Annotated in this window: 25 protein-coding genes, 1 pseudogene and 1 riboswitch; of the genes and pseudogenes, 10 read left to right on the forward strand and 16 right to left on the reverse strand. The window is 45.9% G+C overall.

Annotation, left to right across the window (positions count from 1 at the left end; genetic code table 11):
- Positions 1-505: 505 nt before the first annotated feature.
- The 4 genes from ACQ4MX_RS21510 to ACQ4MX_RS21525 form a co-directional block, all read right to left on the reverse strand.
- Positions 506-787: a GNAT family N-acetyltransferase gene (locus ACQ4MX_RS21510; RefSeq protein ID WP_014277667.1), complete on the reverse strand. Its 282-nt coding sequence runs from the start codon at positions 785-787 to the stop codon at positions 506-508.
- Positions 788-789: 2 nt separating this feature from the next.
- Positions 790-1,032, reverse strand: a complete 243-nt coding sequence (locus tag ACQ4MX_RS21515; protein WP_014277666.1) for a (4Fe-4S)-binding protein — start codon at positions 1,030-1,032, stop codon at positions 790-792.
- 149 nt (positions 1,033-1,181) lie between these two features.
- Entirely contained in the window at positions 1,182-1,427 is a 246-nt protein-coding gene (locus tag ACQ4MX_RS21520) for an NADPH-dependent FMN reductase (protein WP_431087221.1), read from the reverse strand.
- A gap of 253 nt (positions 1,428-1,680) precedes the next feature.
- Positions 1,681-2,274 (reverse strand): TetR/AcrR family transcriptional regulator, encoded by a 594-nt coding sequence (locus ACQ4MX_RS21525; RefSeq protein WP_431087223.1) that lies wholly within the window; start codon positions 2,272-2,274, stop codon positions 1,681-1,683.
- 160 nt (positions 2,275-2,434) lie between these two features.
- Between ACQ4MX_RS21525 and ACQ4MX_RS21530 the strand changes: the two genes are divergently transcribed.
- The 4 genes and pseudogenes from ACQ4MX_RS21530 to ACQ4MX_RS21545 all read left to right on the forward strand — a co-directional run bounded on the left by ACQ4MX_RS21530 (position 2,435) and on the right by ACQ4MX_RS21545 (position 6,037).
- A complete protein-coding gene (locus ACQ4MX_RS21530) occupies positions 2,435-3,328 on the forward strand; it encodes a ketopantoate reductase family protein (RefSeq protein ID WP_431087225.1) in 894 nt (297 codons plus the stop codon).
- Between the two features lie 157 nt (positions 3,329-3,485).
- Entirely contained in the window at positions 3,486-4,475 is a 990-nt protein-coding gene (locus ACQ4MX_RS21535; protein WP_431087227.1) for an NADP-dependent oxidoreductase, read from the forward strand.
- Positions 4,476-4,776: 301 nt separating this feature from the next.
- A pseudogene (locus ACQ4MX_RS21540) lies at positions 4,777-5,777 on the forward strand (IS4 family transposase); the annotation flags it as partial.
- Positions 5,778-5,797: 20 nt separating this feature from the next.
- Positions 5,798-6,037, forward strand: a complete 240-nt coding sequence (locus ACQ4MX_RS21545) for a Rha family transcriptional regulator (protein ID WP_081473775.1) — start codon at positions 5,798-5,800, stop codon at positions 6,035-6,037.
- A gap of 255 nt (positions 6,038-6,292) precedes the next feature.
- On the opposite strand, the gene ACQ4MX_RS21550 is transcribed toward ACQ4MX_RS21545, so the two are convergent.
- Together ACQ4MX_RS21550 and ACQ4MX_RS21555 are read right to left on the reverse strand one after the other, a co-directional pair.
- Entirely contained in the window at positions 6,293-6,586 is a 294-nt protein-coding gene (locus ACQ4MX_RS21550; protein ID WP_431087229.1) for a YciI family protein, read from the reverse strand.
- A 10-nt stretch (positions 6,587-6,596) separates the two neighbouring features.
- A complete protein-coding gene (locus ACQ4MX_RS21555) occupies positions 6,597-7,547 on the reverse strand; it encodes an NADP-dependent oxidoreductase (RefSeq protein ID WP_431087231.1) in 951 nt (316 codons plus the stop codon).
- 140 nt (positions 7,548-7,687) lie between these two features.
- On the opposite strand from ACQ4MX_RS21555, the gene ACQ4MX_RS21560 reads away from it, so the two are divergent.
- Entirely contained in the window at positions 7,688-8,032 is a 345-nt protein-coding gene (locus ACQ4MX_RS21560) for a winged helix-turn-helix transcriptional regulator (RefSeq protein WP_014277655.1), read from the forward strand.
- A 464-nt stretch (positions 8,033-8,496) separates the two neighbouring features.
- Here the strand turns inward: ACQ4MX_RS21560 and ACQ4MX_RS21565 are convergent, their stop codons facing one another.
- From ACQ4MX_RS21565 to ACQ4MX_RS21575, 3 genes are all read right to left on the reverse strand, one after another.
- Positions 8,497-8,868, reverse strand: a complete 372-nt coding sequence (locus tag ACQ4MX_RS21565; RefSeq protein WP_431087233.1) for an iron chaperone — start codon at positions 8,866-8,868, stop codon at positions 8,497-8,499.
- A 286-nt stretch (positions 8,869-9,154) separates the two neighbouring features.
- Complete coding sequence (locus ACQ4MX_RS21570; RefSeq protein WP_431087235.1) at positions 9,155-9,613, reverse strand: hypothetical protein; 459 nt, start codon at positions 9,611-9,613, stop codon at positions 9,155-9,157.
- Positions 9,614-10,339: 726 nt separating this feature from the next.
- Positions 10,340-10,474 (reverse strand): hypothetical protein, encoded by a 135-nt coding sequence (locus ACQ4MX_RS21575; RefSeq protein ID WP_431087237.1) that lies wholly within the window; start codon positions 10,472-10,474, stop codon positions 10,340-10,342.
- Positions 10,475-10,559: 85 nt separating this feature from the next.
- Between ACQ4MX_RS21575 and ACQ4MX_RS21580 the strand changes: the two genes are divergently transcribed.
- Entirely contained in the window at positions 10,560-10,781 is a 222-nt protein-coding gene (locus tag ACQ4MX_RS21580; RefSeq protein WP_238533430.1) for a hypothetical protein, read from the forward strand.
- Positions 10,782-10,975: 194 nt separating this feature from the next.
- Here ACQ4MX_RS21580 and thiE read toward each other — a convergent pair whose 3' ends face one another.
- From thiE to ACQ4MX_RS21610, 6 genes are all read right to left on the reverse strand, one after another.
- Complete coding sequence (thiE, locus tag ACQ4MX_RS21585) at positions 10,976-11,638, reverse strand: thiamine phosphate synthase (RefSeq protein WP_431087240.1); 663 nt, start codon at positions 11,636-11,638, stop codon at positions 10,976-10,978.
- The gene (gene thiD, locus ACQ4MX_RS21590) at positions 11,635-12,465 is read right to left on the reverse strand and encodes a bifunctional hydroxymethylpyrimidine kinase/phosphomethylpyrimidine kinase (RefSeq protein ID WP_431087242.1); all 831 of its coding nucleotides are present in this window, start codon (positions 12,463-12,465) and stop codon (positions 11,635-11,637) included. Before thiD ends, thiE begins: the two co-directional genes overlap by 4 nt.
- Positions 12,462-13,304, reverse strand: coding sequence for a hydroxyethylthiazole kinase (gene thiM, locus ACQ4MX_RS21595; RefSeq protein WP_431091381.1), 843 nt, complete (start codon positions 13,302-13,304; stop codon positions 12,462-12,464). The genes thiD and thiM overlap by 4 nt, the downstream gene beginning before the upstream one ends.
- The gene (gene tenA, locus ACQ4MX_RS21600; protein ID WP_431087244.1) at positions 13,301-13,990 is read right to left on the reverse strand and encodes a thiaminase II; all 690 of its coding nucleotides are present in this window, start codon (positions 13,988-13,990) and stop codon (positions 13,301-13,303) included. The genes thiM and tenA overlap by 4 nt, the downstream gene beginning before the upstream one ends.
- Before the next feature lie 134 nt (positions 13,991-14,124).
- Positions 14,125-14,228: riboswitch (TPP riboswitch) on the reverse strand.
- 166 nt (positions 14,229-14,394) lie between these two features.
- Positions 14,395-15,348 (reverse strand): AEC family transporter, encoded by a 954-nt coding sequence (locus ACQ4MX_RS21605; RefSeq protein ID WP_431087246.1) that lies wholly within the window; start codon positions 15,346-15,348, stop codon positions 14,395-14,397.
- Between the two features lie 24 nt (positions 15,349-15,372).
- Positions 15,373-17,094: an NAD-dependent malic enzyme gene (locus ACQ4MX_RS21610; protein ID WP_431087248.1), complete on the reverse strand. Its 1,722-nt coding sequence runs from the start codon at positions 17,092-17,094 to the stop codon at positions 15,373-15,375.
- Positions 17,095-17,493: 399 nt separating this feature from the next.
- Here ACQ4MX_RS21610 and ACQ4MX_RS21615 point away from each other — a divergent pair, with 399 nt between their 5' ends.
- From ACQ4MX_RS21615 to ACQ4MX_RS21630, 4 genes are read left to right on the forward strand one after another with little or no spacing between them, the layout of a single operon-like run.
- Entirely contained in the window at positions 17,494-18,615 is a 1,122-nt protein-coding gene (locus ACQ4MX_RS21615) for a glycosyltransferase family 2 protein (RefSeq protein WP_431087250.1), read from the forward strand.
- A gap of 4 nt (positions 18,616-18,619) precedes the next feature.
- Positions 18,620-19,885: a transporter gene (locus ACQ4MX_RS21620; protein WP_431087251.1), complete on the forward strand. Its 1,266-nt coding sequence runs from the start codon at positions 18,620-18,622 to the stop codon at positions 19,883-19,885.
- Entirely contained in the window at positions 19,869-21,095 is a 1,227-nt protein-coding gene (locus ACQ4MX_RS21625; protein WP_431087252.1) for a glycosyltransferase family 4 protein, read from the forward strand. Before ACQ4MX_RS21620 ends, ACQ4MX_RS21625 begins: the two co-directional genes overlap by 17 nt.
- Complete coding sequence (locus ACQ4MX_RS21630; RefSeq protein ID WP_431087254.1) at positions 21,055-21,966, forward strand: glycosyltransferase family 2 protein; 912 nt, start codon at positions 21,055-21,057, stop codon at positions 21,964-21,966. Before ACQ4MX_RS21625 ends, ACQ4MX_RS21630 begins: the two co-directional genes overlap by 41 nt.
- On the opposite strand, the gene ACQ4MX_RS21635 is transcribed toward ACQ4MX_RS21630, so the two are convergent.
- Positions 21,934-22,638, reverse strand: coding sequence for a response regulator (locus ACQ4MX_RS21635; RefSeq protein WP_431087256.1), 705 nt, complete (start codon positions 22,636-22,638; stop codon positions 21,934-21,936). The genes ACQ4MX_RS21630 and ACQ4MX_RS21635 overlap by 33 nt on opposite strands.
- Positions 22,639-22,656 lie beyond the last annotated feature (18 nt).

The raw sequence follows: 22,656 nt of genomic DNA on the forward strand, positions 1-22,656 counted from the left end.
AACCGAAGCAGCAGGAAGAAGACGGAACCGCTGGCGAGGATAATCCGGACCCCGCGATGATGATAGGTCACTAATCACGAATCGGCTCCGATTCGCTCGTATGCAAATAGCCTTGGCCGTTAGTCGGCCAAGGCTATTTTTTACTGTACGCCCACCTCAAAACTTGGAAACATACGATAATAATCCGAGTGGGAAGGGGGCGTTCTTTGAATGTGACCAGTAAGTGTTCTGGCATGTTATGCACGACGAAAGATGAGATTCTTCCGGGGCTAGCTTGTGTAGAAATTATGTTAGCCTATAAAGGTATACTTTTACAGACGGTAGAGAACGGAAAATGGAATTCATATTTATTCGGCACAGTCATGGAGAACATCTCAACGATACTTTATTTTCTTCTGACAGTACGGGGATCGATTGACAGATAAGAGAAGAGCCTGAGAGGGACGAAGAAATCTCGTACCCTCAGGCTCTTCTCTTATTATTGTCATCATTATATTATTAGCGATTATTTATGGAGAACATCCGCGTATTCGGAGAGACGTTCGAATCGTCCCTTGGCAAACGGGCATAAGGGTAAAATCTTAATACCGTTTTCCCGCGCGTATTCCACCATAGCTTTGACCAGCTTATCGCCAAGCCCTTGTCCTCGGTAAGCATTTTCGACCAAAGTGTGATCAATAATGTAAAGCTCCGGACTTGAGATTACATACGTCATCACCGCAGCAATGCCGCCGTTATCTCGAATAAGAAATCTTTTATTAGCGGTATCATGATCTACAGTATGCATGTTCATCCCTCTTTCTTTGTTGAATATTCACCGTCCAGACGTCTATACGTCAGTGCTCCGCTTGGGCAGGTATCAATATGTCGGGCAATTGCCTCCATAGTGTCAGCATCGGGATTAACCCAAGGACGCTTGCTTAAATTAAAAACACCAGGGAGGCCTTTTACGCAAATACCAGAATGAATGCATACCTCCGAATTAAACATTACCTCGATATCTTTACCGTAGTATACTTTATGATTAGTCATAATTCCTTCACATCTTTCACTTATAAGTTTGTTTAAAGACAAGATTCATTCTTCGAAAGCTGTCAGAAATCTTTCCAAATAGCGAAGCGTTGATTCGTCGTCCAATTCTCCGGTGGTTTCATTCGGTTTTTCGTGTTTTTTCAAAACGCTTAGAATTCCCATGTTGTATTCAGGGTGACAATCAGTACACCGTCCGCTTTTCGAATGCTTTCTTCAAATTCGACAACCGACTGGGGATCGCCTTGGCTCTCGATGTCAGAATTATAAAGAGGAATCGTTGATAAGTCAACGTGATGAATCTCCCAATGCTTTGGCGCAAGCTCTTTCACAGCCTTTAACACCCTTCTATTGAAAGAACCTTCACGAAGACTTCCGCATATGGCAGTGATGCCCAAACAATATTAACAGCAAGTATGGGATTTTTCTCGGCAATAAACCCTTGCTCAATGGCCTTTGTAACTCAATTTTCGCAGCAACGAATTAACCTAAACACCTTGCGTCTGTAGGCGTTGAATCAATCTATTTACTTCTCTTGATAAAAAACACCTTCTTCGTTTGGTATCATGGATGTGTTGAGCAACCATGCAAACAAAGAGAGATGTGTAACTTATGGTACACCATCGTTCCCTATCTGACCAGTCTCGTTTTTCATCTGTATTCATCGCCATTGCGATACAGCCCCAGACCGTTCATTACATAGGGACGAACAATGTCTACAAGCACATCGGTTCGATCCTTCTCCTCGACATTCAACCAATAATGCGCAGCGCCATAGATCGCTGAACCTGTCATGGCCGCCATGATTTTTATATGATGCCTGTCCGCCCCATGGGGGGTATCCCCTTTCAGAGAAATGCTCTCTATGGTTTGCTGCAGCATTTTCTTTATTTTTTCATCGACAAGCGTAGCCATCGAATTGGAATCCATTCTGCAGATCCGATAAAAATCCACGATGTATTGGTGCGTCAGCAAGATCAACTGGTCACATATTTCATCCGTAAACTCCTGTGCATTCGCCACTTGCTCAGGAATCATTTCATGAAAAGCCTGTTCTGTGACTTCGTCAAGCAAAGCATATTTATCTTCAAAATGGGCATAAAAGGTGGCGCGGTTAATGGTTGCTTTCTGAGCGATATCTTTGATGGTGATTGCATCAAATCCTTTTCTCCGCAACAAATCTCTGAACGCTGCCCTAATTAACTGTCGTGTGCGCAACACCCTCGGATCTTCCTGATTTACCATTTCTATATCTCCTTGTTAAACATCAATTATCACAATGTGTTGCCTATGCAACTTTCATCTAACTCTGCCGGTTGAAATCATAAGCATGCGATATTATTATCTTATCAAACAGGTGTTGCTTAAACAATCTGTGACTAATTCTATGAAAGGAAGGATCATATTGAACACCAAACCACATAGACTTTTGATATTTGGCGCCGGCGTGATTGGTAGTGTATATGCACTCCGATTAGCACAGTCGGGACTGGACGTCACTATACTGGCACGAGGAAAGAGACTGGAGGCGCTGAAAAGGGACGGCCTGCAATACAACGATAATGGATCGATAAAGAAAATATCGATCAACACGATAGAAAAGCTTGATAACGACGACATTTATGATTTTATCTTTGTTCCAGTACGATATGATCAGGCCGAATCTGCCCTGTCTGCGATCAAGCATAATCGGAGCAAGACCATCGTCACCTTTACCAACACCATTGGATATGACTCTTGGCTTGAAATCGTGGGCGATCGCTTACTTCCGGGATTCCCGGGCGCCGGTGGAGACATCAAAGAAGATGTTCTATACGCCCAATTCGGTTCCGAAAAACATCAAGGAACCATTTTTGGTGAAATAAATGGATTAACGACCGAAAGAGTGAAAGAGCTTGCCCAAATATTTGAATCGGTAGATTTGCATTATGAAATCCAAAAAGACATTCAAGCATTCCATATTTCGCATACTGCGTTGGCTATCGTCAACAAGCATTTCTATACGAATGACGGAATGGTGGATATAGAGACGGCAAGAAGTGTAAGCACTCTAAGCAAGATCGCCGCAGATATTAAACAAAACATTCACCTGGTAGAGCAAGCCGGAATTCCGGTAATCCCACCCGAAACGAAGGCAATGGGAGAATTGCCTGACAACGATATTATTTCCCGTTACCGCCAGATGCTGAGCAATGACTTCATAATTGATGTAAAGCTTGGGAACCATGCCATCAGCCAAAAAGCAGAAATAATGTTATTAGACGAGATGTTTCATAAAATGATATCCGACCGGCGATGACATCACCTTAGGCTCCATAAAGGACGGGAAACGGTTGATATTCCCTCCCCAGTGGGAAAGCAATTTACGGATAATGCAAGGATTTGGCCCAGTTAACACACTAGAAACAGCGACAGTTGAAAAATCAACGTATGTTCAATTTAAGAGGAGGATAATCATGAAAGCTATTGCTTTGACAAGCTTTGGAATCCCCGAAGTGCTAGAGGAACTGGAAGTGCCAATCCCCGCACTCACCGACACACAGGTTCTCATCGAAATGCGCGCCTCTTCCATCAATCCCGCAGATATTTTATTTCGCAGCGGCGCGATACTTCAGAGTCCGATGGCGGATAAATTTCCAGCTCAATTTTTTCAATTGCCGCTTGTTCTTGGTAATGAAGTAGCCGGCATTGTAAAAGAGGTTGGCGGAAAAGTGCGTCATTTCAAGCCGGGGGATCGTGTCATGGGCATGGTTCAGAGGGGTTCCTACATGGACTATGTTGCGGTGGAGGAAGATCTTCTTGCCGTTATTCCTGAGAGTCTTTCCTTCGAAGAGGCAGGCGCCGCGCCTACGGTTGCCCTGACAGCTTGGCAAGCGCTGTTTGAGCATGGCCGTCTTCAACCGGGACAACGCATCCTTGTTCAAGCCGGCGCCGGAGGAGTGGGACATGCGGCGGTCCAGTTGGCCAAGCAACATGGAGCATATGTTATCGCAACCGCGAGGGACTATAATCATGATTTCGTCAAAGGACTCGGTGCTGACGAGGTGTTCGACTACACGAAAGTCGACTTTGCCACCCAAATAACAGATCCTGTTGATATCGTATTGGATTCCGCTATGGACCAATCCACTTTCGGTACCGGGTTACCGGGAGAAATCGGAAAGAAGAACTACTCGGTCATCAAGGATGGCGGGACCTATATTTCAGTGGTGGCATTCGCGATCAATCAATATCCGAAGGTCCGCGACATTGCCGCATGTTTCTTCCAGGCAAGACCTAACCGTACCGATTTTGAATCCATTGTTCGCCATATGAAAGAGAATAAATTGAATATCCATATCGATGAGACCTATCCCTTTACTGCTCAAGGCCTGCTTCAGGCGTATCACAGAAGCGAAGAGCTGCCGAAACGGGGGAAAATCGTCATATCGAAAAACATTGGATAAACCTCTTGCTTAGTGAGATGAGATGTCTCAAAAGTAAGTTTGCGCACTTGACGGATAGCTTGCCAACTCCAGCAATGGATGGCTGATTTGCCCTTGTACATCAAGGGTTTGTTCGGCAATTTTAGCTGCGAAAATCGGTTTGAATCATTGTAGTTACTTGGTTTTTAAGAGGTTAAATAACCCTCTTGCAAAATAGAAAAACACCGCTTCGCTTGGTAAAGTGAGAGTGTCGAGCAAGCACTACCATACAGAAGAGGTGTCCTCTATATGATAGAGCAAAAGAAACCAATTGATCAACTGCCAAAAGAACTGGCTCCGTTTGCTGGAGAGCAGCAAAGGCGAATCATTCCCCAGAAAAGATACGGTGTATCGGTTTCTCAATCACGGCGGGTACGCGTGGCGACGTTTTTTGCTATCGCTAAGCAGCGATACCGTACAGCGAGTCGAAAACCTAACTTCGGAACATCGGGAGACTGCTTTCATCTTTGACGATTATGTTCGAACGCAATCGGAGTAAAGCCGTAGAAATGCTGGCGCGCTTCAAGGACCATGCGACAGGGAGCTACTATAAAGGTTTTCGCATGCTTACTTACGATGGGCTGGTCCGACGGTCACTCGTTTATCCCCATGGACTTTGCCCTGCTTAGTTCCGCGAAATCCGCCATTAACGGGATGATGCAGGGAATCGATAAGCGTACCCATGGCTACAAACGTCGTGAAGAAGCTCTGCGATCCGCCCCTCAAGTCATCGCCGAGATGCTGGATCGCGCTATTCAAGCCGGCGTTTCCGCGACATATGTCCTGATGGACAGTTGGTTTACGCATGCGCCGCTGATTCAAGAAGTAACCCGTCGTGCGTTGCATGTGATCGGCATGGTAAAGAACGATAACAAACGCTACTTGGTGAATGCACAGCGACTGTGTCTGCGAGAACTATATACTGCTGCGACTCGTGTCGAAGGCAAAAATACCAACATCCTACGTCAAATCCGGACGGAACTGGCTCCAGATATTCCGGTGACAGTGGTATTTGTCCGTCATCGTTCCAAGAAAAACGAGTGGCTCGCTATTCTCTCGACCGATCTGAGTTTAACTGCTCAGGAGATCATCCGAATTTACAGAATGCGGTGGGATATTGAGGTCTTCTTCAAGTGCGCTAAATCGCTGCTGCGACTTCAAAAAGAGTTTCAAGGTCGTTCATACGATTTGCTCGTTAGCCATACGACAATTGTGTTCACACGCTACGTCCTGCTTGCCTGGCAGCACCGCCAAAGTACGGACCAGCGGTCCATTGGCGGTCTCCAGATGTGGAGGTCATAAGGCTGAATCAACGAAATCCTGTAACCCCTTTTGGATGGGAGATCAAACAAAAACTGATCGAGAAAAGAATGGATCAGAAAACGTTTTGCACTACATATCAGATTCCGGCTTCCAGATTGTCCAATCTCATTCACGGGACACGCAAGGCCAAAAGATATAGAAAACAAGTATCCGATTGCTTGGAATTTAAGAATAATGTATGTTATCTATTTTTGAAAGCTCGGTCTAAACATAAGTATTAATAAAATCAATAACTCCAATCAAATCCCTGGAGAAGAATAAGAGAAATGAGGGGCGTTCTTCTTCCTAAAATGTAATGAAAAAGAGAGCCTAGAGGATGCGTGGTATTTTGATGTGCTGGGTGTCAAAAGAAAATAAAGTGATAGACTAAGTAAATAAAGTTGTAGACTGACAATACTTCCCCAGTCAGAATAAAAAGCAAGAAGGGACTACCACTTAACCCGTAAGAGTCCCTTTTTGTATATATAGTTAATTTTTCACTTAAGCAACTCCTCTAATCCAGGATATGAAAATACCACATCAATTTCAGTGATGGTATAGTTCATATAACCGCCTAAAAAGAGTGGTTCATTTTGAATAATAACTTTTGCCTCTTCATTGGATGTTACCGCTACATAAATACCCCCAATGCCATTGAAGTCGCCAGTACCAACTAATAAGAACTTACCGTTTTCAGCTAAATTTTTAAAATATTCCATATGTTGAGTCAATAGAGCTGGATCGTCAGGTAACTCTTTACTTAGATTAGTGATAATTAGTTGATTTTTCATTTGGATCTCCTCATTCGTTTTTATCAAATTCAATAATTCTTTTCCCTTGATTGGGGCCTTTTTCAAAATCTAAATGAGCTTGTTTAATCGAATCTAACGTAAATCGGTACTTTTTGGTAATGTTTAATTTCAGTATTCCTTCGCTATACAAGCGGATGATTGAAGTAAGGTCTTCTGGGGAAATCATTCCCATTGTATATGACGCCTCAATACCCATTTTTGCGGCTTTTTCTTTGTCTGGAACACCATTTGTAGAAGTGAGTCGTCCCCCTTTCTTTACTACTTGATAGCTTTGCTCGAGAGTTGTAGGACCTGTTATATTAACGACCAGATCTACATTAGAAACTAGTTTGGTAAAATCTTGGCTTCTATAATCGATTACTTCATCTACACCTAATTCCACCAAGTATTCTTTTGAATAGGAGCCAGCTGTTCCAATTACAGAAGCCCCGAAATGTTTGGCGAGCTGCGCGGCCATACTACCAACCCCTCCGGCAGCACCATGAATTAAAACTTTTTGACCTGACTCTACTTTTCCATTTGAAACAATAGCAGCCCAAGCAGTGGCAGCTGTTACGTATAAGCCGCCAAGAGGGACAAGGTCTAGGTCTGATGGTACTTTAGCCAGGAGACTGTTTTCGTCGAGAATGAGATACTCAGCATAAGTGCCACTCATTGTAAGGCCAATTACGTGATCACCAACGTGGTATTTGCTTACACCCTCACCAACTGCGGTAATAATTCCAGAGAAGTCCACACCAAGCATGTGTGGAAGAATAGGTCGTAATTCTTTGGGCATAGTAGGGAAGGGGCCATTTTGCCTGATTAAAATATCTGTATCATTAACGCTTGTTGCAACAAGCTTTATCTGTATCTCTCCTTTGCCAGGGGTTGGGACGGGCTCCTTGATTTCATGAAGAACATCTACAGTTCCATATTCATTTAATAAGATTTTTCTCATTATAGATTCTCCTTACTTACTATTTATTTTTTATAGTTGCATATATTCGTTGTTACATATAATATATTTGATACATATTTTATTGAAAAGTACGTTATTTTTTGATAGGTACTATCAAATATGATAGTAATGGAGGGAATATGGAACAGAAAGATAGTGAAATCGTAGATTTGAGCTGTCCTGTGGCAGATGTACAAAAGATAATCAATGGAAAATGGTCAATGGTCATTATCTACTTTTTAGGTCAGGGCACCCTTCGATTTGGAGAAATTAAAAGGAGAGTGCCATATATTACAGAAGCTAACCTCACAAAGGAGCTTCGCATGCTTGAACAATACGGACTCGTGCATCGTGAAGTCTATAAACAAGTACCACCAAAAGTGGAATACTATCTAACTGAAATAGGGAGTGAATTTTTACCTGTGATTGAAACATTTGCAAATTGGGCAGAAAAATACAGGAAATATAATAAAGATAGTCGATGAATATTAAAGACAGGTAAGACTAGATTTTTAGCTAGAGTTTATCCGAATACCATTGATCAAACTTCCAGTTTGTCGAGCAACATAAAAAAGGCTGATACCCTTTTAAAGGTATCAGCCTTTTTATTAATATTGAAGAAATACTACATGACTGAACTAACGGGAAACGTTAGTTCAACGACAACAGCGGCAGAAGTCTAATACTTTATTTATCAAGTCTTAGACTACCGCTGATTTTATTTATGGATCAGTCTAAAACTTAATTTTTATAAGCTACAGATTATTCAATTCAAAAACCGCGTTAAATCAATGACTCCAGTCTAATACTTTATTTTCTTCGCACACTGGGGAAGTATTTTGACGGGCGTTCGCATACGGCTACTATAGAACCGTCGGCTCCTTAATTGAGTTGCAAAAAATGCATGACATTTTTTCGTGTCATGCGTTTTTTGATAAGGCTTGATACATTATTTCCGCCAAAAATTCGTATATTCTGCTTTATCCTGAATATTAAATTCAATCATTTTCTCAAGCAATTCGTAATTTACCGGCTTATTCCACGGAATTCGAAGCAAGCCTTTGGTAGCGCTGTAGCCAGCTTGTGCAATGTCATCGGCAAAGTGCGCAATACCTACTTCTTCGGGTGAAACGCTCAAATGATGCTTCGCTGTGGAAAAGCCGATGATAAATGTGCCGTGATCTGAAAACATTGGCGTATTCCACTTGATTTGAGGTTTTAAATTTAGGAATTTATTGGCGATCCACGCCAAAATTTCCTCTGTTCGGTCGCGGTGGTCGGGGTTATCGATACCTGCCAAATATTTCGCAAAAACCTCCATGTTTTCCTCCTTCGATATTATGCTATTGCCGCCAAAAATTCGGATTCTTAGCCTTATCCTTGATATTAAATTCAATTATCTTCTCAAACAATTCGTACTTAACCTGGTTCAGTCCATTGAATTCGGAACAAGTGTGAAGAAGCATGTAGCCAGCTTGTAGGGTGCCTGTACCTGGGCACGATGGCGAGATGTGCCAGACTATTATCCTTCCTGGTCCTCGGTGTATACCTGGTTTCACTTGCCTTGGTTAAGACAAGCGGTCATCTTTTATTTTTTACAACAAAATTTATTCGAATAAATCTTGTATTAGTTTTCCATTATACCTGCTAACAATTTCATATGAAACAATGCTATTTTTAGGATTGGCTGAATTGTATTTATAAATTACTATATTTTTCTCTCCTAAAATGGTTAATCCAAGTTTTCTTTCTTGTTTTGATCTTATAGTGATCCAGTACGAGTCGGACGAGGGGGAACCTGAATTGGATTTTTTTAGCTGTACTTGCGAAAGTTCATTTATTATTAGATGAATTACTTTAGGATCTGACACGGTTATCTTTCTTTCGTTTGTAGAATTATCATCTGATTTAATGAGTTCAATTGTATCAATTTCTTCCAAATATACTTGCCCCAAAGCCGCTTCCTTAAAGGTTATAGTTATTTTAGATGCAAAAATGACTCTTATAACAACGATTACTACAAAAAGGATTATGAAACTTAGCACGTATTTTTTTTGTATTTTCATAAAGGCCTCCTTATAAAATGAATTATGTACAGCAGTAAACATACAAAAAGAGGGACAGATCAATTCCGTTCTTTTTGTATGATCTCTTTAAAAGTTACGCCGCTATAAATAAGGAATTGGGATTCTCCAATTAGAAAAAGCGACTTATGCCACCATGTTTCTTGTGAGATAAATAAAAATAGGATAATTCCAAATGAGATCATAAGCATTATCAGTTCTACAATCGTATCGGTTATAATACGGGTCCTATGATTATTCTGGTATTTTTCGTACATCGTCCGACCAATCAAACGGATGGCATATGCACCCATCAACCAATCATAAATATAATGGGGTGGATTATAATATATAATTCGCACTATTAAGGTAGCCAAGAAAATTATCAGAATAAGAAAAAATGGATTCTTCAGCTTGTTCAGCATAGTTTTCTCCCCTCACTCCATTTACAATTATTATACAATATCAGTGTGCAGATCGTCGGTAGCCTTCACGGATATACGAGCGAAAAAGGAAGGAGTTGTTAAGTATGACTACTGCTCTGATTATAGTAATAGTGGGTATCATTTTTTTCGTTGCGCTTTTTACTTTTTTGTTTATTGCTATCAGAAGGTGGATCAATAGGGATCGGCACAAGATGAATTAATTAATTTGGAGGTTTTTCTACAACTGAGACAGCTCTCTTCATTTAAAAACGGTGTGAAACTACGAAGGAAAATACATAGCATTTTATAGTTCTTGGGACACCCCCGGATGTTTGATGATCGGCACATGAATTCCCGCTTTGCGCAGCTTGTGCAATATCACCGGCCCCTGCACGGCATGGGCATCATCCTTGGAGATGGTCGGATAGATGGGCCCCACGCCGACCTTTGGGCTCTTATCATGTGACCATAACTGGGTGTTTACCATACAGTGTTATTGTCTACACATCAAAACAAGACAGGGAGTGTATATTTTGTACAATACAGTTTTTTACCGTGATATGTATACGTATAACGACCCTAATCAACTCGCTGGTCAAAATTTTGTAAAGGCGGAGCATTTTGAACGTATGAAAATGGCTAACGCGAACAATCCAGTGTTGTTTTTTCAGTTTGCCGAAAAAGAATATTATCACAAAGCCCTTGCTCATCACTATCAAGGAATTGCTCATGCTGCTGAGAAGTAGCAAATTTATTTTAAGTCAAAATCGAAAATAAATTGGGCAGCGGGAAGCAGATTATTCCGCTCCCCATTTTTGTGTTATCCAAAAAGTATCTGATCATCTGAAGACAATAGCGACTGGAACAACGGTCCGTTTGCACACAAAAGCAAGATGCTTTCCCATTTGCTATTGTATGGTTTTTAAGACACCTCCGGATGTTAGATGTACAACACTACCTTTTTCTTCAATTCCTCGACCGCAGTCCGAATTTGCTCTGCCCGCGTCACGGCCGAAATCACTGCTACACCATCCGCACCCGCACGTACCACTTCCTCTACACGATCCACCGTAATGCCCCCGATCCCGACGATCGGCACATCCATTCCCGCTTTGCGCAGCTCATGCAATATGGCCGGACCCTGCACGGCGTTGGCATCATCCTTGGAGATGGTCGGATAGATAGGCCCCACGCCGAGATAGTCTGCACCTTGCAGGATGGCGCGGCGGGCTTCCTCAATCGTATGGGCGGAGACGCCGAGAATCCGGTTTCCGATCCGCTCGCGGACGGAATCGGCCGATTCGTCGTCTTGGCCGATGTGAACGCCGTCGGCGTCAAGCTCAAGAGCCAGCTCTACATCGTCATTCACGATGAAGGGAATCCCCATACGGCGGCACTGGTCTTGTAGCCGGCGTGCCAGTTCAATCATAGGGGCGCCTGTTAATGCACCACGGCCCTTTTCCCGGAACTGGACCATGGTTGCGCCGCCAGCCAGAGCCTCCTGCACAACCCAGCCTGGTTCCGCGAGGCAATTCACGCTTCCAAGCACCAGGTACATCTGTAGATGGCGGCGCACCGCCTCTGACAATATTCTGCTGCTCATAGAAGCATCTCCTGACGACGGCGGAAGGCCCAATGATTGGTGGGGCCATGTCCCTGTCCAAGATGCAAAGGTTCCTCAATCGCCGCCTGGATAAAGGCTTTACCCTTCGAGATAGCCTCCGGTACAGACATCCCTTTTGCTAGTTCGGCGGTGATCGCTGCCGAGAAGGTACACCCTGTTCCGTGTGTATGGACAGTCCGTACCCGCTTGCCGCGTAGCTCTGTAAAGGTGGCTCCGTCAAAGAGCAGATCAACAATCTGCCCGCTGTTCTCGCTTTCGTCAGCGTGACCGCCCTTGATCACGACGAATTTTGGACCCATATTGCTAATATGTCTCGCAGCCTCCCGGCGATCCTCCATCGTACGGATGCTGATCCCTGTCAGGGCTTCCGCTTCCGGGATATTCGGCGTAACAACCAGGGCCAAGGGGAGCAGGTCGTCCTGCAAAGCCTGCACTGCTTCCGATTGCAGCAGCTCTGCGCCTCCCTTGGCAATCATCACGGGATCGACGACGACCTTTTTCCAGCCGAACTTTCGGATCTGCTCGCTCACAAGACGGATGATGCCTGCATCAAACAGCATGCCAGTCTTCAGGGCATCCACGCCAAGGTCTGATCCTACCGCTTCAATCTGCTCGGCTGCCGCCTCTTGTGGCAGCGGATATACGCCGTGAACCCCCAAGGTGTTCTGTACGGTAACGGCCGTAATCGCCGACATGCCGTATACGCCAAGCTCCTGGAAGGTTTTGAGATCGGCCTGAATCCCGGCCCCGCCACCGCTGTCCGAACCGGCAATCGTCAGTGCTCTGGGTACAAGAACGTCTGTCATCGCGTACCACCTGCTGTCGTTGTTCCGCTTTCACGAACTGATACATGCCCCATCAGCGAGCCCGTATGCAGTTGAGCTAGCTCGTCGAGAAAGGCAATTTGGAAGCTGCCGGGTCCCAGGTCTGCTGTGCGTGCGGCGGCCCGGGAAGCCGCTGCACTGTAAAATGCCAAGCCTGCTGTCCCTGCGAGCAGCAGATTAGATTCAACGGCGGCAAAAGCGCCCAACACAGAGGTCAGCAGGCAGCCTGCTCCGGTTACCTTCGTAAGCAGCGCGTCTCCGCCGCAAATCATTCGTGCACTAGATCCATCGGTGATGACGTCCTCTTTTCCAGTGATGACAACGATGGTACTGAGTGCCCGCGCAGCTCGAATTGCCAGATCGACATGATTGCTGCTCGGGCTGTCACCAGCATCTACGCCTTTAATTTCATGGGCTTCCCCGATAAGATGTGCGACTTCGGCCGCATTGCCCCGTACCAGTGAGATTTTGACTTCACTCAGGATTCGCAATGCCGACTCAGTTCTAAAGTGAGTTGCTCCCGCACCGACCGGATCTAGCAGAACCGGAACGCCATGTTCATTCGCCGATTGTCCGGCAGTGATCATGGCATCGACCAGTTCGCGGTTCAGCGTACCGATGTTTAAAACGACGGCACCTGCTATTTTTGCCATATCCGCAACTTCCTCGGGTGCATAAGCCATCACCGGCGAAGCGCCCAGCGCATATAGGCCGTTAGCTGTAAAGTTGGTGACCACCACATTGGTCATATTGTGAACGAGGGGGTTGCTGCTGTGTACCTTTGTCAGAAGCTCCGAACAATCCTTTTCCCATGTACTCATATCGTTGACCCGACCGCAGCCTGCATCTGGACCGGCCATTCTTCCTGCTTATAAGCCATATCCCAGAACATATATTCCAGCTGGCAGCTCAGCATAAAATGCTCAATTATCCGTTCCCGCTCGGCAGCCGTTGCGCCTTCCGCCCAAGCATCCACACGTTCTCGAAACTTGGTTGTTAGATTTTCAGACTGGTAGAAGTTGATCCATTCATAGAACGGGTGGGACTCGTCCGGCCTTACCTCATCCAGCAGCCTGCGGCCAATCTCAAGATATGTCCACGGACACGGCAGCAGCACGGCCATGATCTCGCCAAGACTGCCCTCATGCGCGACCGTCAGCATGTGGCGGATATAATGGTGAGCGGACGGAGCAAGCGGATATCCCTGCAACTCTTCATAGGTCACACCTGCGACAGCGCAGAAATTTTGATGCGGATGAATCTCACTGTGGAGGATAAAAGAGATTTGTTCGTTAAATGCAGCTATGTCCTCCCGGCTCGTGCATTTGGAGATCGCAATGCCGTATATCCGCATGTAGGCGTTCAGATATTCAAAGTCCTGTTTTACATAGTGAATCAGCTGTTCTCTTGTCAAACTCCCTTCAGCAATACCTCTCACAAAGGGATGCTCAAAAATCGCTTGAAAAATGCCATCCGCCTGCCGACGGAGCTCTTGTGTAAAGCTCATTTCCCCACCTCCAACAAAATGAAGAGCAGGAAGTCCCGCAAGAATGCAATTCCGGAACAGCGCTAAAAAGCCGCCCCGAAAACTGGAGCGGCTTCATCATAGGTCCAATGCGCAAAAAAGCACGAGGGACCTTATATACGAAGGCTCCACTTTCCTACGCTAGTACGAACTAGATCAGGTTCAAAGGGTCCAAGATACGTTCTTGTCTCAGCCATAAGCGGCTCCCCTAGTGGACTTCCTATTCTTTTGACTATTACTGTACATTCGTTCATACGTTATGTCAAACCGTCATCCATTCGCTCTGCGGCAGTTTGTGCTTGACCTGGAGCCACTCTAGTGTTAATGGTCAGTTCTATCTACACGAAGGAATTTGCGGCAAGCTCCAATGTCTAATAGGAAATGATTCACACCAGCAGGGAAATCAGCACAGGCAGTGTAGCAAGAGAAATGACCGCACTAATGACAAAAGCAGAGGCCGTTTCCGATTCCAGACTTTCAAAACGTGTAGCAATCATGGCAGCGACAGCTGAGCCTGGGAAGGAAACGAGTAATACCGCCTTCACCGTATCGGCAGACGAAAGGCCGCACAGGTAGGCAATCAGCAGCATCAATAGAGGCTGTACAATCGTTTTTAACAGCGCGATGGCAATGGCGATTATGCTGAAACTGATGTTGCGCACGCCAATGGTCACACCGACCGCGAATAAAGCGGCCCCGGACGTAATATCGCCAATTTGATTGAACGATTTGTTCAGCAAATCCGGGGAGTGGAAGCCGAACAAGGTCAAAATAACACCAATAAGCGGCACCAGCGCCAGCGGTTCTCTTAAGCCGTGGAGAATGGAGTCCCAAACAAGCTTCCCGAGATGACCATTCCGCTCTTTGCCTGAGTTCCGGCTGGCGACGGTAGCTATAATGGTAGCCGCTGGATCAAGAACGGCATTGACTACGATCCCCGTAAGTGCAATCGGAATGGCTACAGCAGAGGAACCGTAGATGGCACCTAGTACCGGAATGCCCATAAAGGCAAATGTCGGCTGGGCCGAGTTCAAAGCAAACATGGATGCATCCTTTACCGATTGCTTCACCGCAAACCGACCCACCAGCAGGAGGACGACATAAAAGCCGACAATACCAATGAACAGAGCCAGCAAGAAAGGCCATTGCTCGATAAGGGATTTCCTGCTGGTGGTCGTAATGCCGATAAATAAATGCGCGGGCAGCGCAAATTTGGTAACCAGTGAATTTAGGGCTTTCGAGGAAGAGGCATCGAAGCTTTTGTAATGGCCTGCCAACCACCCTAAAATAATAACGAAGAAAATAGGCACCAAAATGTAAAAGATATGTCCGACACTCATGGATTTTTCCTCCTGAAAGCCCTATTAATGCGGGTGGTGTATTACGTTTTCCACTGCTTTTACCTTCGCATATTCCGGCTTCCACATCGCATCCCGAACGGCTTGCTCGATATCTGAAATGCGTGCCTGAGCCACCTGATCCTGAATCGCGGCTTTTCCTACTGCAACCGCAACAGCGTATGAAACATCCCGTAATTTTCGGATGTTGGGAAGCAATGCGCCTCCGGGTTGATCGGTGTCTACCCCATTGGCAACAGCGTCTGCCGCAGCGGTAAACATGGCGGGTGTAATTCTCTTAGCTCGGACCACAATTGCGCCCAGACCAAGCCCCGGGAAAACAAAGGCATTATTCGCCTGTCCAATTTCAAATTTCGTTCCGTTATAGCTGACAGGTTCAAAGGGACTTCCGGTAGCGATCAGTGCTTTGCCATCTGTCCATCGGATCAAATCCTCCGGAACAGCTTCCGCAAGGTTCGTAGGGTTAGACATCGGCATAATAATGGGACGCTCCACATGCTTGGCCATTTCTTTGATAATCTCTTCGGTAAAGGCACCCGCTACGCCGGAGGTTCCGATTAATATCGTAGGTTTTACCTGACGAATGACCTCCAGCAGCGGTATTTTGCCGTCATCAGACCGTGTCCATGAGCTGACTTCTTCTTTTTTGCGCACATACAGCTTCTGATAATCCAATACATCTTCCATATCGTCTGTGAGCAGACCTCGATAATCAAAGGCCCAGAACGACTTGAAGGAATCCTTCTCTGCAAGGCCGTCCACGATCATGGCTAACCGGATTTGGTCGGCGTTGCCGATTCCCGCTGCTCCCGGGCCGAAGACCAGTATTCGTTGCTCACGCAGCGGAACCTTGGTGACGCCTACCGCCGAAAGAATTGCAGCCAAGGTTACGGCTCCCGTACCCTGAATGTCATCGTTAAACGTGAGAATACTTTGACCGTATTTTCCGATAATATGGCGTGCATTCACGCTACCCACGTCTTCCCAATGCAAAAGCGCCTTTGGGAATTGAGCTAACGTTTTGCTGATAAAGGTATCAATAAACTGGTTGTAAGCCTCTCCGCGAACCCGTTTATGGCGGTTTCCGATATACAGCGGATCATTCAGCAGTTTTTCATTGTTCGTACCCACATCCAGCACAATCGGTAGCACCCGTCCCGGGTGAATTCCTGCCGCAGCCGTGTATACAGCCAGCTTGCCAATGGCAATATTAATGCCTCCCACGCCCCAGTCACCGATCCCCAAAATACTTTCGGAATCCGTCACTACAATCAGATCTACATCCTCACCGCTCAAGCCAGAATTATAGAATGCTTGTCCGATGCCGTTCGGATTATCAATCGACAAATAGACACCTCCAGGGCGATTATACTCATGACTATATTCCTGAATCGCGGTCCCCACCGTAGGTGTGTAGACAACGGGCAGCATCTCGCTCAAATGGTCGGTTAGCAATCGATAATATAGCACGACATTTCGATTGTGAAGATCGTTCAGGGAAGCGTTTTTGCGCAGCATGGTCGGTTGTGCCAAAAATTGCTGGTATGCCCGGACGCTCTGTTTCTCCAGAGAAAGGATGGTTGGCGGAAGAATTCCTTCAAGACCCAGTTCTTTGCGTTCCTCATCGGTAAAAGCGACCCCTTTGTTCAAAAGTGGATTGGCTAATACATCCTTTCCCCGTAGCGGAGTAGATAATGATCCGTCCCTATTTATATAAAATGCTTCCATAAGAATAACCTTCTTTCATTTCGTATTGATGACCATTCGTGTCGAAAGATGACATGTTGCCCATAGTATGGACGTGTAAATCTGTTTTATTCGTCTATTTTTATATGACAAAATAACCATAATACATTCTGATTTTGATTAAAAAGAACTATATATGAAGAATGGAATACAAGGCCTTTTGACACTTATTTTTACAGGGGAAAGTAGGTCTAAATGCTTGTTTTCTGCTAAATGTGAAATATCAGTCTCAATTCGACACTATCCATATGTATCATGGCATGTCAGATATTTTGTTAAAAAAATATGAAGGATTAGCAGCCATGTTTAATCCCTTTAAACAAACATTTTTAATTACTTTTCAACAAAATAGAATTACCCGGAGGAAAAGGAGATGTTTGTGTGCAGGGACCTATAGCCATTTTTAGCGATAACCACAGGGCTATTGATTATCCCAACGTGATTTATTTTTACGAGTATATACAGTGCGAGGATCAGGAGGTCACTTCAGCTTATGAGGACGCATGCTGCTGCCTGATTGATTACAGGGAGCCTGGACAGGCTGTACGGGTAGCGAATCAGATCCGTAGTCGCTTTCCGCAGATGCCGCTGTTACTGGTGACGGATGTATCGCATCCGTTCAGTGATCAGCATATGGTGCAGATTACCGGAATAGGCCGCTTGCGCTTGCTGTTTTGGCAAGCCAATGACAACGAAGAGATGCTTTCCGAAATTCAAAGCTTGCTCTATCCCGAGTATTCGGCCAAAAGCCAGCATATTGCTTTCATCTTGTCTGTATATAACGAGGAGCAGCGTTTTGTTCATGTCAAGAAGTTTGCTGAACGGCTGCAAGCTTTTATCCGCAGTCATATTGTGGAGGGCTCTATTTATCTCATTGATGATGGCAGTCATGATGGCACGAATGCCTTGATCAAAGCGCTGGAGGCGGCGACAGACCTGTCCGTGAACCGGATTAATCAGAATCTGAGTCCGCTGCTTCAAACCAGGGAACTGGGACGCAATACCCGCAAAGCAGGAACGTATCTGGAAGGGATGCGCACCATCGGCGCGGATTACTACGTATTTGTGGACGCGGACGACTCCTTTTTTATTGAGGATATTGCCAGAATGATTAATGTCGTTAGGCAGGGCTACTATGATGTGGTGATTGGAACCAAAGACATGACCGCTGAAAACCGTTCCTTATTACGATCTGTAGTCAGCTTTGGCAAACGTGTCATTTCCCGGCCGTTTTTACCGACAGGCGTAGTGGATTCCCAGACAGGGCTTAAAGTGATGAGTTCCGTTGCTGTGAAGCGGATGTTCCCGCATTTGAAGGAACAGCTTGGACTGGCGTTGGATCTGGAAATGATGTTTATTGCCAAGCGACTCCAGCTTCGGGTGCTGCAATTACCCGTCAAGTGTATTGATCGGGACGGATCGCACATCCATGTCTGGAAGGATTCGATTCGTTTTTTGCGCTCCATTATTGATATTTGGCGGCTGGATCGGCGGGTGAGATAAGAACGTGACAAACCGCTTGCGAACGTTGATGTTTCCTCTATTTAATGTGCTGCTGAACGGATTTAATTTTTTCTTCCATATTGCAGCGAGCTGGTATCTTACCGGACAAGCTTATGGTCAGGCGAATGCGCTGCTGGCCCTCTTTGCACTTTTGTCCGTTTTGGGCCTGTCCATTCAGCTATTAACAGCCAAGCTGGTCTCCAAGGGAGACAAGAAGGTTCCGCTGCGTAGCCTGCCACTCGGTTCCCTATTGCTAAAAGCACCTCTGTTGCTAACCGTGCTTGCCATGGCGATATTACTGGCGCTTCATCCGTTACTGCGTTCGTTATTAGGCGTGGATTCCGGTCCGCTATTTATGCTGTATGCCTTGGTGGGGCTGCATATTCTCGTCAGCTCGTGCCGTGGAGATTTACAGGGCAGAGAACGCATGCTGGCGCTGAATGTGAACTATTACTTGGAGGTTTTAGGAAAGCTGATCCTGTTCTTTATACTGGCTGCATCAGGGCTGAAGCTGGAGGCTTTACTGCTGGCAAGCTGTGGGGGGATGCTGCTGTCGCTGCTTCACGGCTGGGCTGTTTCGGTTCGGGGCTTATCTTTACTCGGACGGACTGGAGAACGTATACCTTCCGGGCTATGGAAATCACTAGGTCAGGATTTTACGGATAGTCTCATTACGAATTTATTTATTTTGTTCTGTATCTCCATTGACATGCTCTATGTGCAGCATTATTTTCCCGAACAGGCCAGTGGCTATGCGATTGCGTTGAAATACAGCCAGTTGGTCTATTACGTGTCGTACAGCCTGATTGCCGCCTTTATTCCAAAGCTCGGTGCGCAGGGTCATGATCGCCAAGCCCTGGGCAAGTTGGTTGCCGTCTATGCCGGATTAATGGCTGTTGCAGCGATCTGTGTATATGTGGGCACCACCTTTATATTCCCGCCTTCTATTCCCGTACTATTCGGGGCTTCATACCAGTCGGCAGAAGCTTATATTCCGTTGGGAGGATGGGTGTACTGGCTGTTTTCTATCGTGCTGTTCTTTGTTCATGTGCATGTGTTGGTGGGCAGACGCAAATTTATGTTCGGGCTGCTGGCCGGAGCTGCGACTTTATTGGCAGCCTTTCATGTAGCGCATCAAAACCCGTCTGACTTTCTGCTATCTGAATTGATTGTTTACGGCGCCATGTCTCTCTACTTTGTGGTAGATGCCTATGTATATTTGTTCAAAATAAAGATAAGAGGGGATTCAACCCGTGAATACAATACCTGAACAGGATGGTAAAACCGTAGTTCTGTTGCTCTCCTGGCGTGACATTCGTTCGCCTAAAAGCGGGGGAGCCGAAATTTTTACCCACGAAATGCTCAAACGCTCACAGCAAGACCGTTTTCAGTTTATTCATTTTTCGCCCAGGCTCGAGGGGATGCCCGAGGAAGAAATCATAGACGGAATTACGTATATCCGAAAAGGAAACATTTATAGCGTCATTTATTATGCCATGCGCTATTATCGCCATCATCGTAAGCATATTGATTATGTGATTAATCAGGCGAACACACATCAGTTTTTCACCCGTTTCTGGGTGGAGGCACCCAAGCGGATTTTCTTTATACATCAGCTAACAAGGGAAATATGGTTTGAAAATGCTGGTTTTCCGCTGAATCATATCGGATATCGATTGGAGCCCCGGATGCTCAAGCTTGCTCGTAAGGATCGGACAATCACCGTATCCCCTTCTACCCGCTATGATCTGCTCAAGCTGGGCTTTCACCCGGATCGTGTCCATCTGTTGCCTGAAGGCATTGAGTTTGAACACTGGTCTCGGGAACAATTTTTAACCAAGGAGTCCAATCCGACCTTTATGTACGCCGGGCGCTTTGTGAAATATAAAGGCATTGATCTGGTGGTTGAAGCTTTTGGAAGGCTCAAGAAAAAATTTCCTCAGGCTATGTTATGGATCGCTGGAAAAACCGATAAAACCTATGTGGCAGAACAATTATTGCCGATTATGAAACGGTATGGATTGACCTACGGAGAACCGGATGAACAGGGACAATCCCAAGCGGATATTACCTTTTACGGATTTGTTTCAGCAGAGCATAAGCTGGAGCTGATGAGCCGCGCCCACGCGCTCGTCTTCCCTTCCTTGCGTGAAGGCTGGGGCTTGACGATTACCGAAGCAGCGGCTGTGGGGACTCCCAGCATCGTCAGTAATTCACCCGGACTGGTGGATGCGACGGATTTTGGGAAGAGCGGGTATCTATGCTTTCACGGCGATATCCGGGGATTATCTGAACAAATGGAAAGAGCAGCAAACGGCGGCGAAGACTATATGGCCATGCGTGAGCGGGCGTATCAGTATGCGCTGGGATTTCATTTTGATCATACGGCGGCTGCATTTGAGCAGTTGATCGGAGAATGGGTAAAGGAGGCGGAACAGAGTGGACAAAGTGGTCATTCTCTTCTCCACGTACAACAATGAACGGACGATAGAGCCTTGTTTGCGAAGCTGCATGGGGCAGAATTACAAGGATCTGCATATTGTGATTGCCGATGATGGCTCCAATGACCGGACCGTCGAGACGATTCGCATGCTGTCAGCAGGGAGTACAGTACCCGTAACGGTATTGGAGCTTCCTCATGGGGAGCGGGGAGTTGCAAGGGTCAGGGCGGTTGAGGAAGCGAAACGCTTGGGTGCCGAATATATATTTGTATTGGATTCCGATATGATTTTAGCCGAACATCTGATTCAGCAGAGCATCGACTTTTTTGACGATCATCAGGATATCGGCGCCTTGGTCGTTCCGGAGGAGGCGTATTCGGATGCGGACAATTTTTTTTCCAAAGTGAAGGTTTTTGAGCGAAATGTGATTAACAACGCGGGTGAGACCTTGGGAAAACGCTCCATTGAAGCGGCACGCTTCTGGCGCATGAGCGCTTATGAATCGACGGGCGGGTTCAATGCGGAGCAGATTGCTTTTGAAGAAATACAGCCAACCCTACGTTATATAGAGTCTGGTGGAGTCATTCGCCGGGCGGTATTTACACGGGTATATCATGATGAAAAACAGGTGTATCTACACGATGTATTACGTAAAAAAGCCTACTACTTTTCGGTGATGGATCGTACGATGTCATCTGAAGAGGGCGGATTGCGAAAGGCACTGGAACGTTGGTACTTCTTCCGTCCGGTGCTGTATACATGGGGGAATTTGAAAAACTATATCCGTCACCCGTTGCTGACGATGGGGATGTTGTGGATGTATGTATGTCTGACTGTGATTGGGGGAGCCTCCGTGTTAAAGGGAGGCTCCCGTCACTCAGGCGATCTCGCTAAGGCGGATAAGTCGTAAGGATGAATGGCCGACGGTCAGCGTATCCAGCGTGTACAGGTCAGGATCGGAAGATTCCGACTCCTCATACGGTATATACAGTGAATGCGCGGCTAACTGAATGCCTGCCTGTTTAGGGTGGCGAAGAGAGCTGCCTACAGGATACAGTTCAGCGAGTGCAACATGTACTGCAGTTACGATATCTTGCTCATTCATCAGCACATAGGGTCGGTATGGAGCATTCAGAATGCTGTCTATAAATACCGACAGGGCAGGAGCGATGCTCTGGTTTGTGTTCAGATGTGTTCGATTGAGCTTGGCTTCATCAAGCGCCTCGTATAGAATCTTTTTCAGTGTGTCATCATCGAGCTCCAGTGGTTTGGTCAAAAAGCGGAAGACGCCCACTTGATTAATCGCGGATAAAATGGTCTGCGTATGCAGGTGACCTGACAAAATGATCCGCACGATATGGGGATAATCCTCCTTGATCATGCGAAGGAAGGTAATCCCGTCCAGACCAGGCATAAGCAGATCGGAAACCACGACATCAATTGGGTGCTGCTCTAGCACCTGCAAGGCTTCTTTGGTGGTATGAGCGGTATGTAAGGTGAACCTTTCTTCCGACAATGTCCGTTCAAGCAGGGACAAAACCATAGGGCTGTCGTCAACAAATAGAATGTTTTGGGGTGTCATATGAACTGCGCAACTCCA

The organism is Paenibacillus sp. 8b26, assembly GCF_050626875.1.
Classification (GTDB): Bacteria; Bacillota; Bacilli; order Paenibacillales; family Paenibacillaceae; genus Paenibacillus.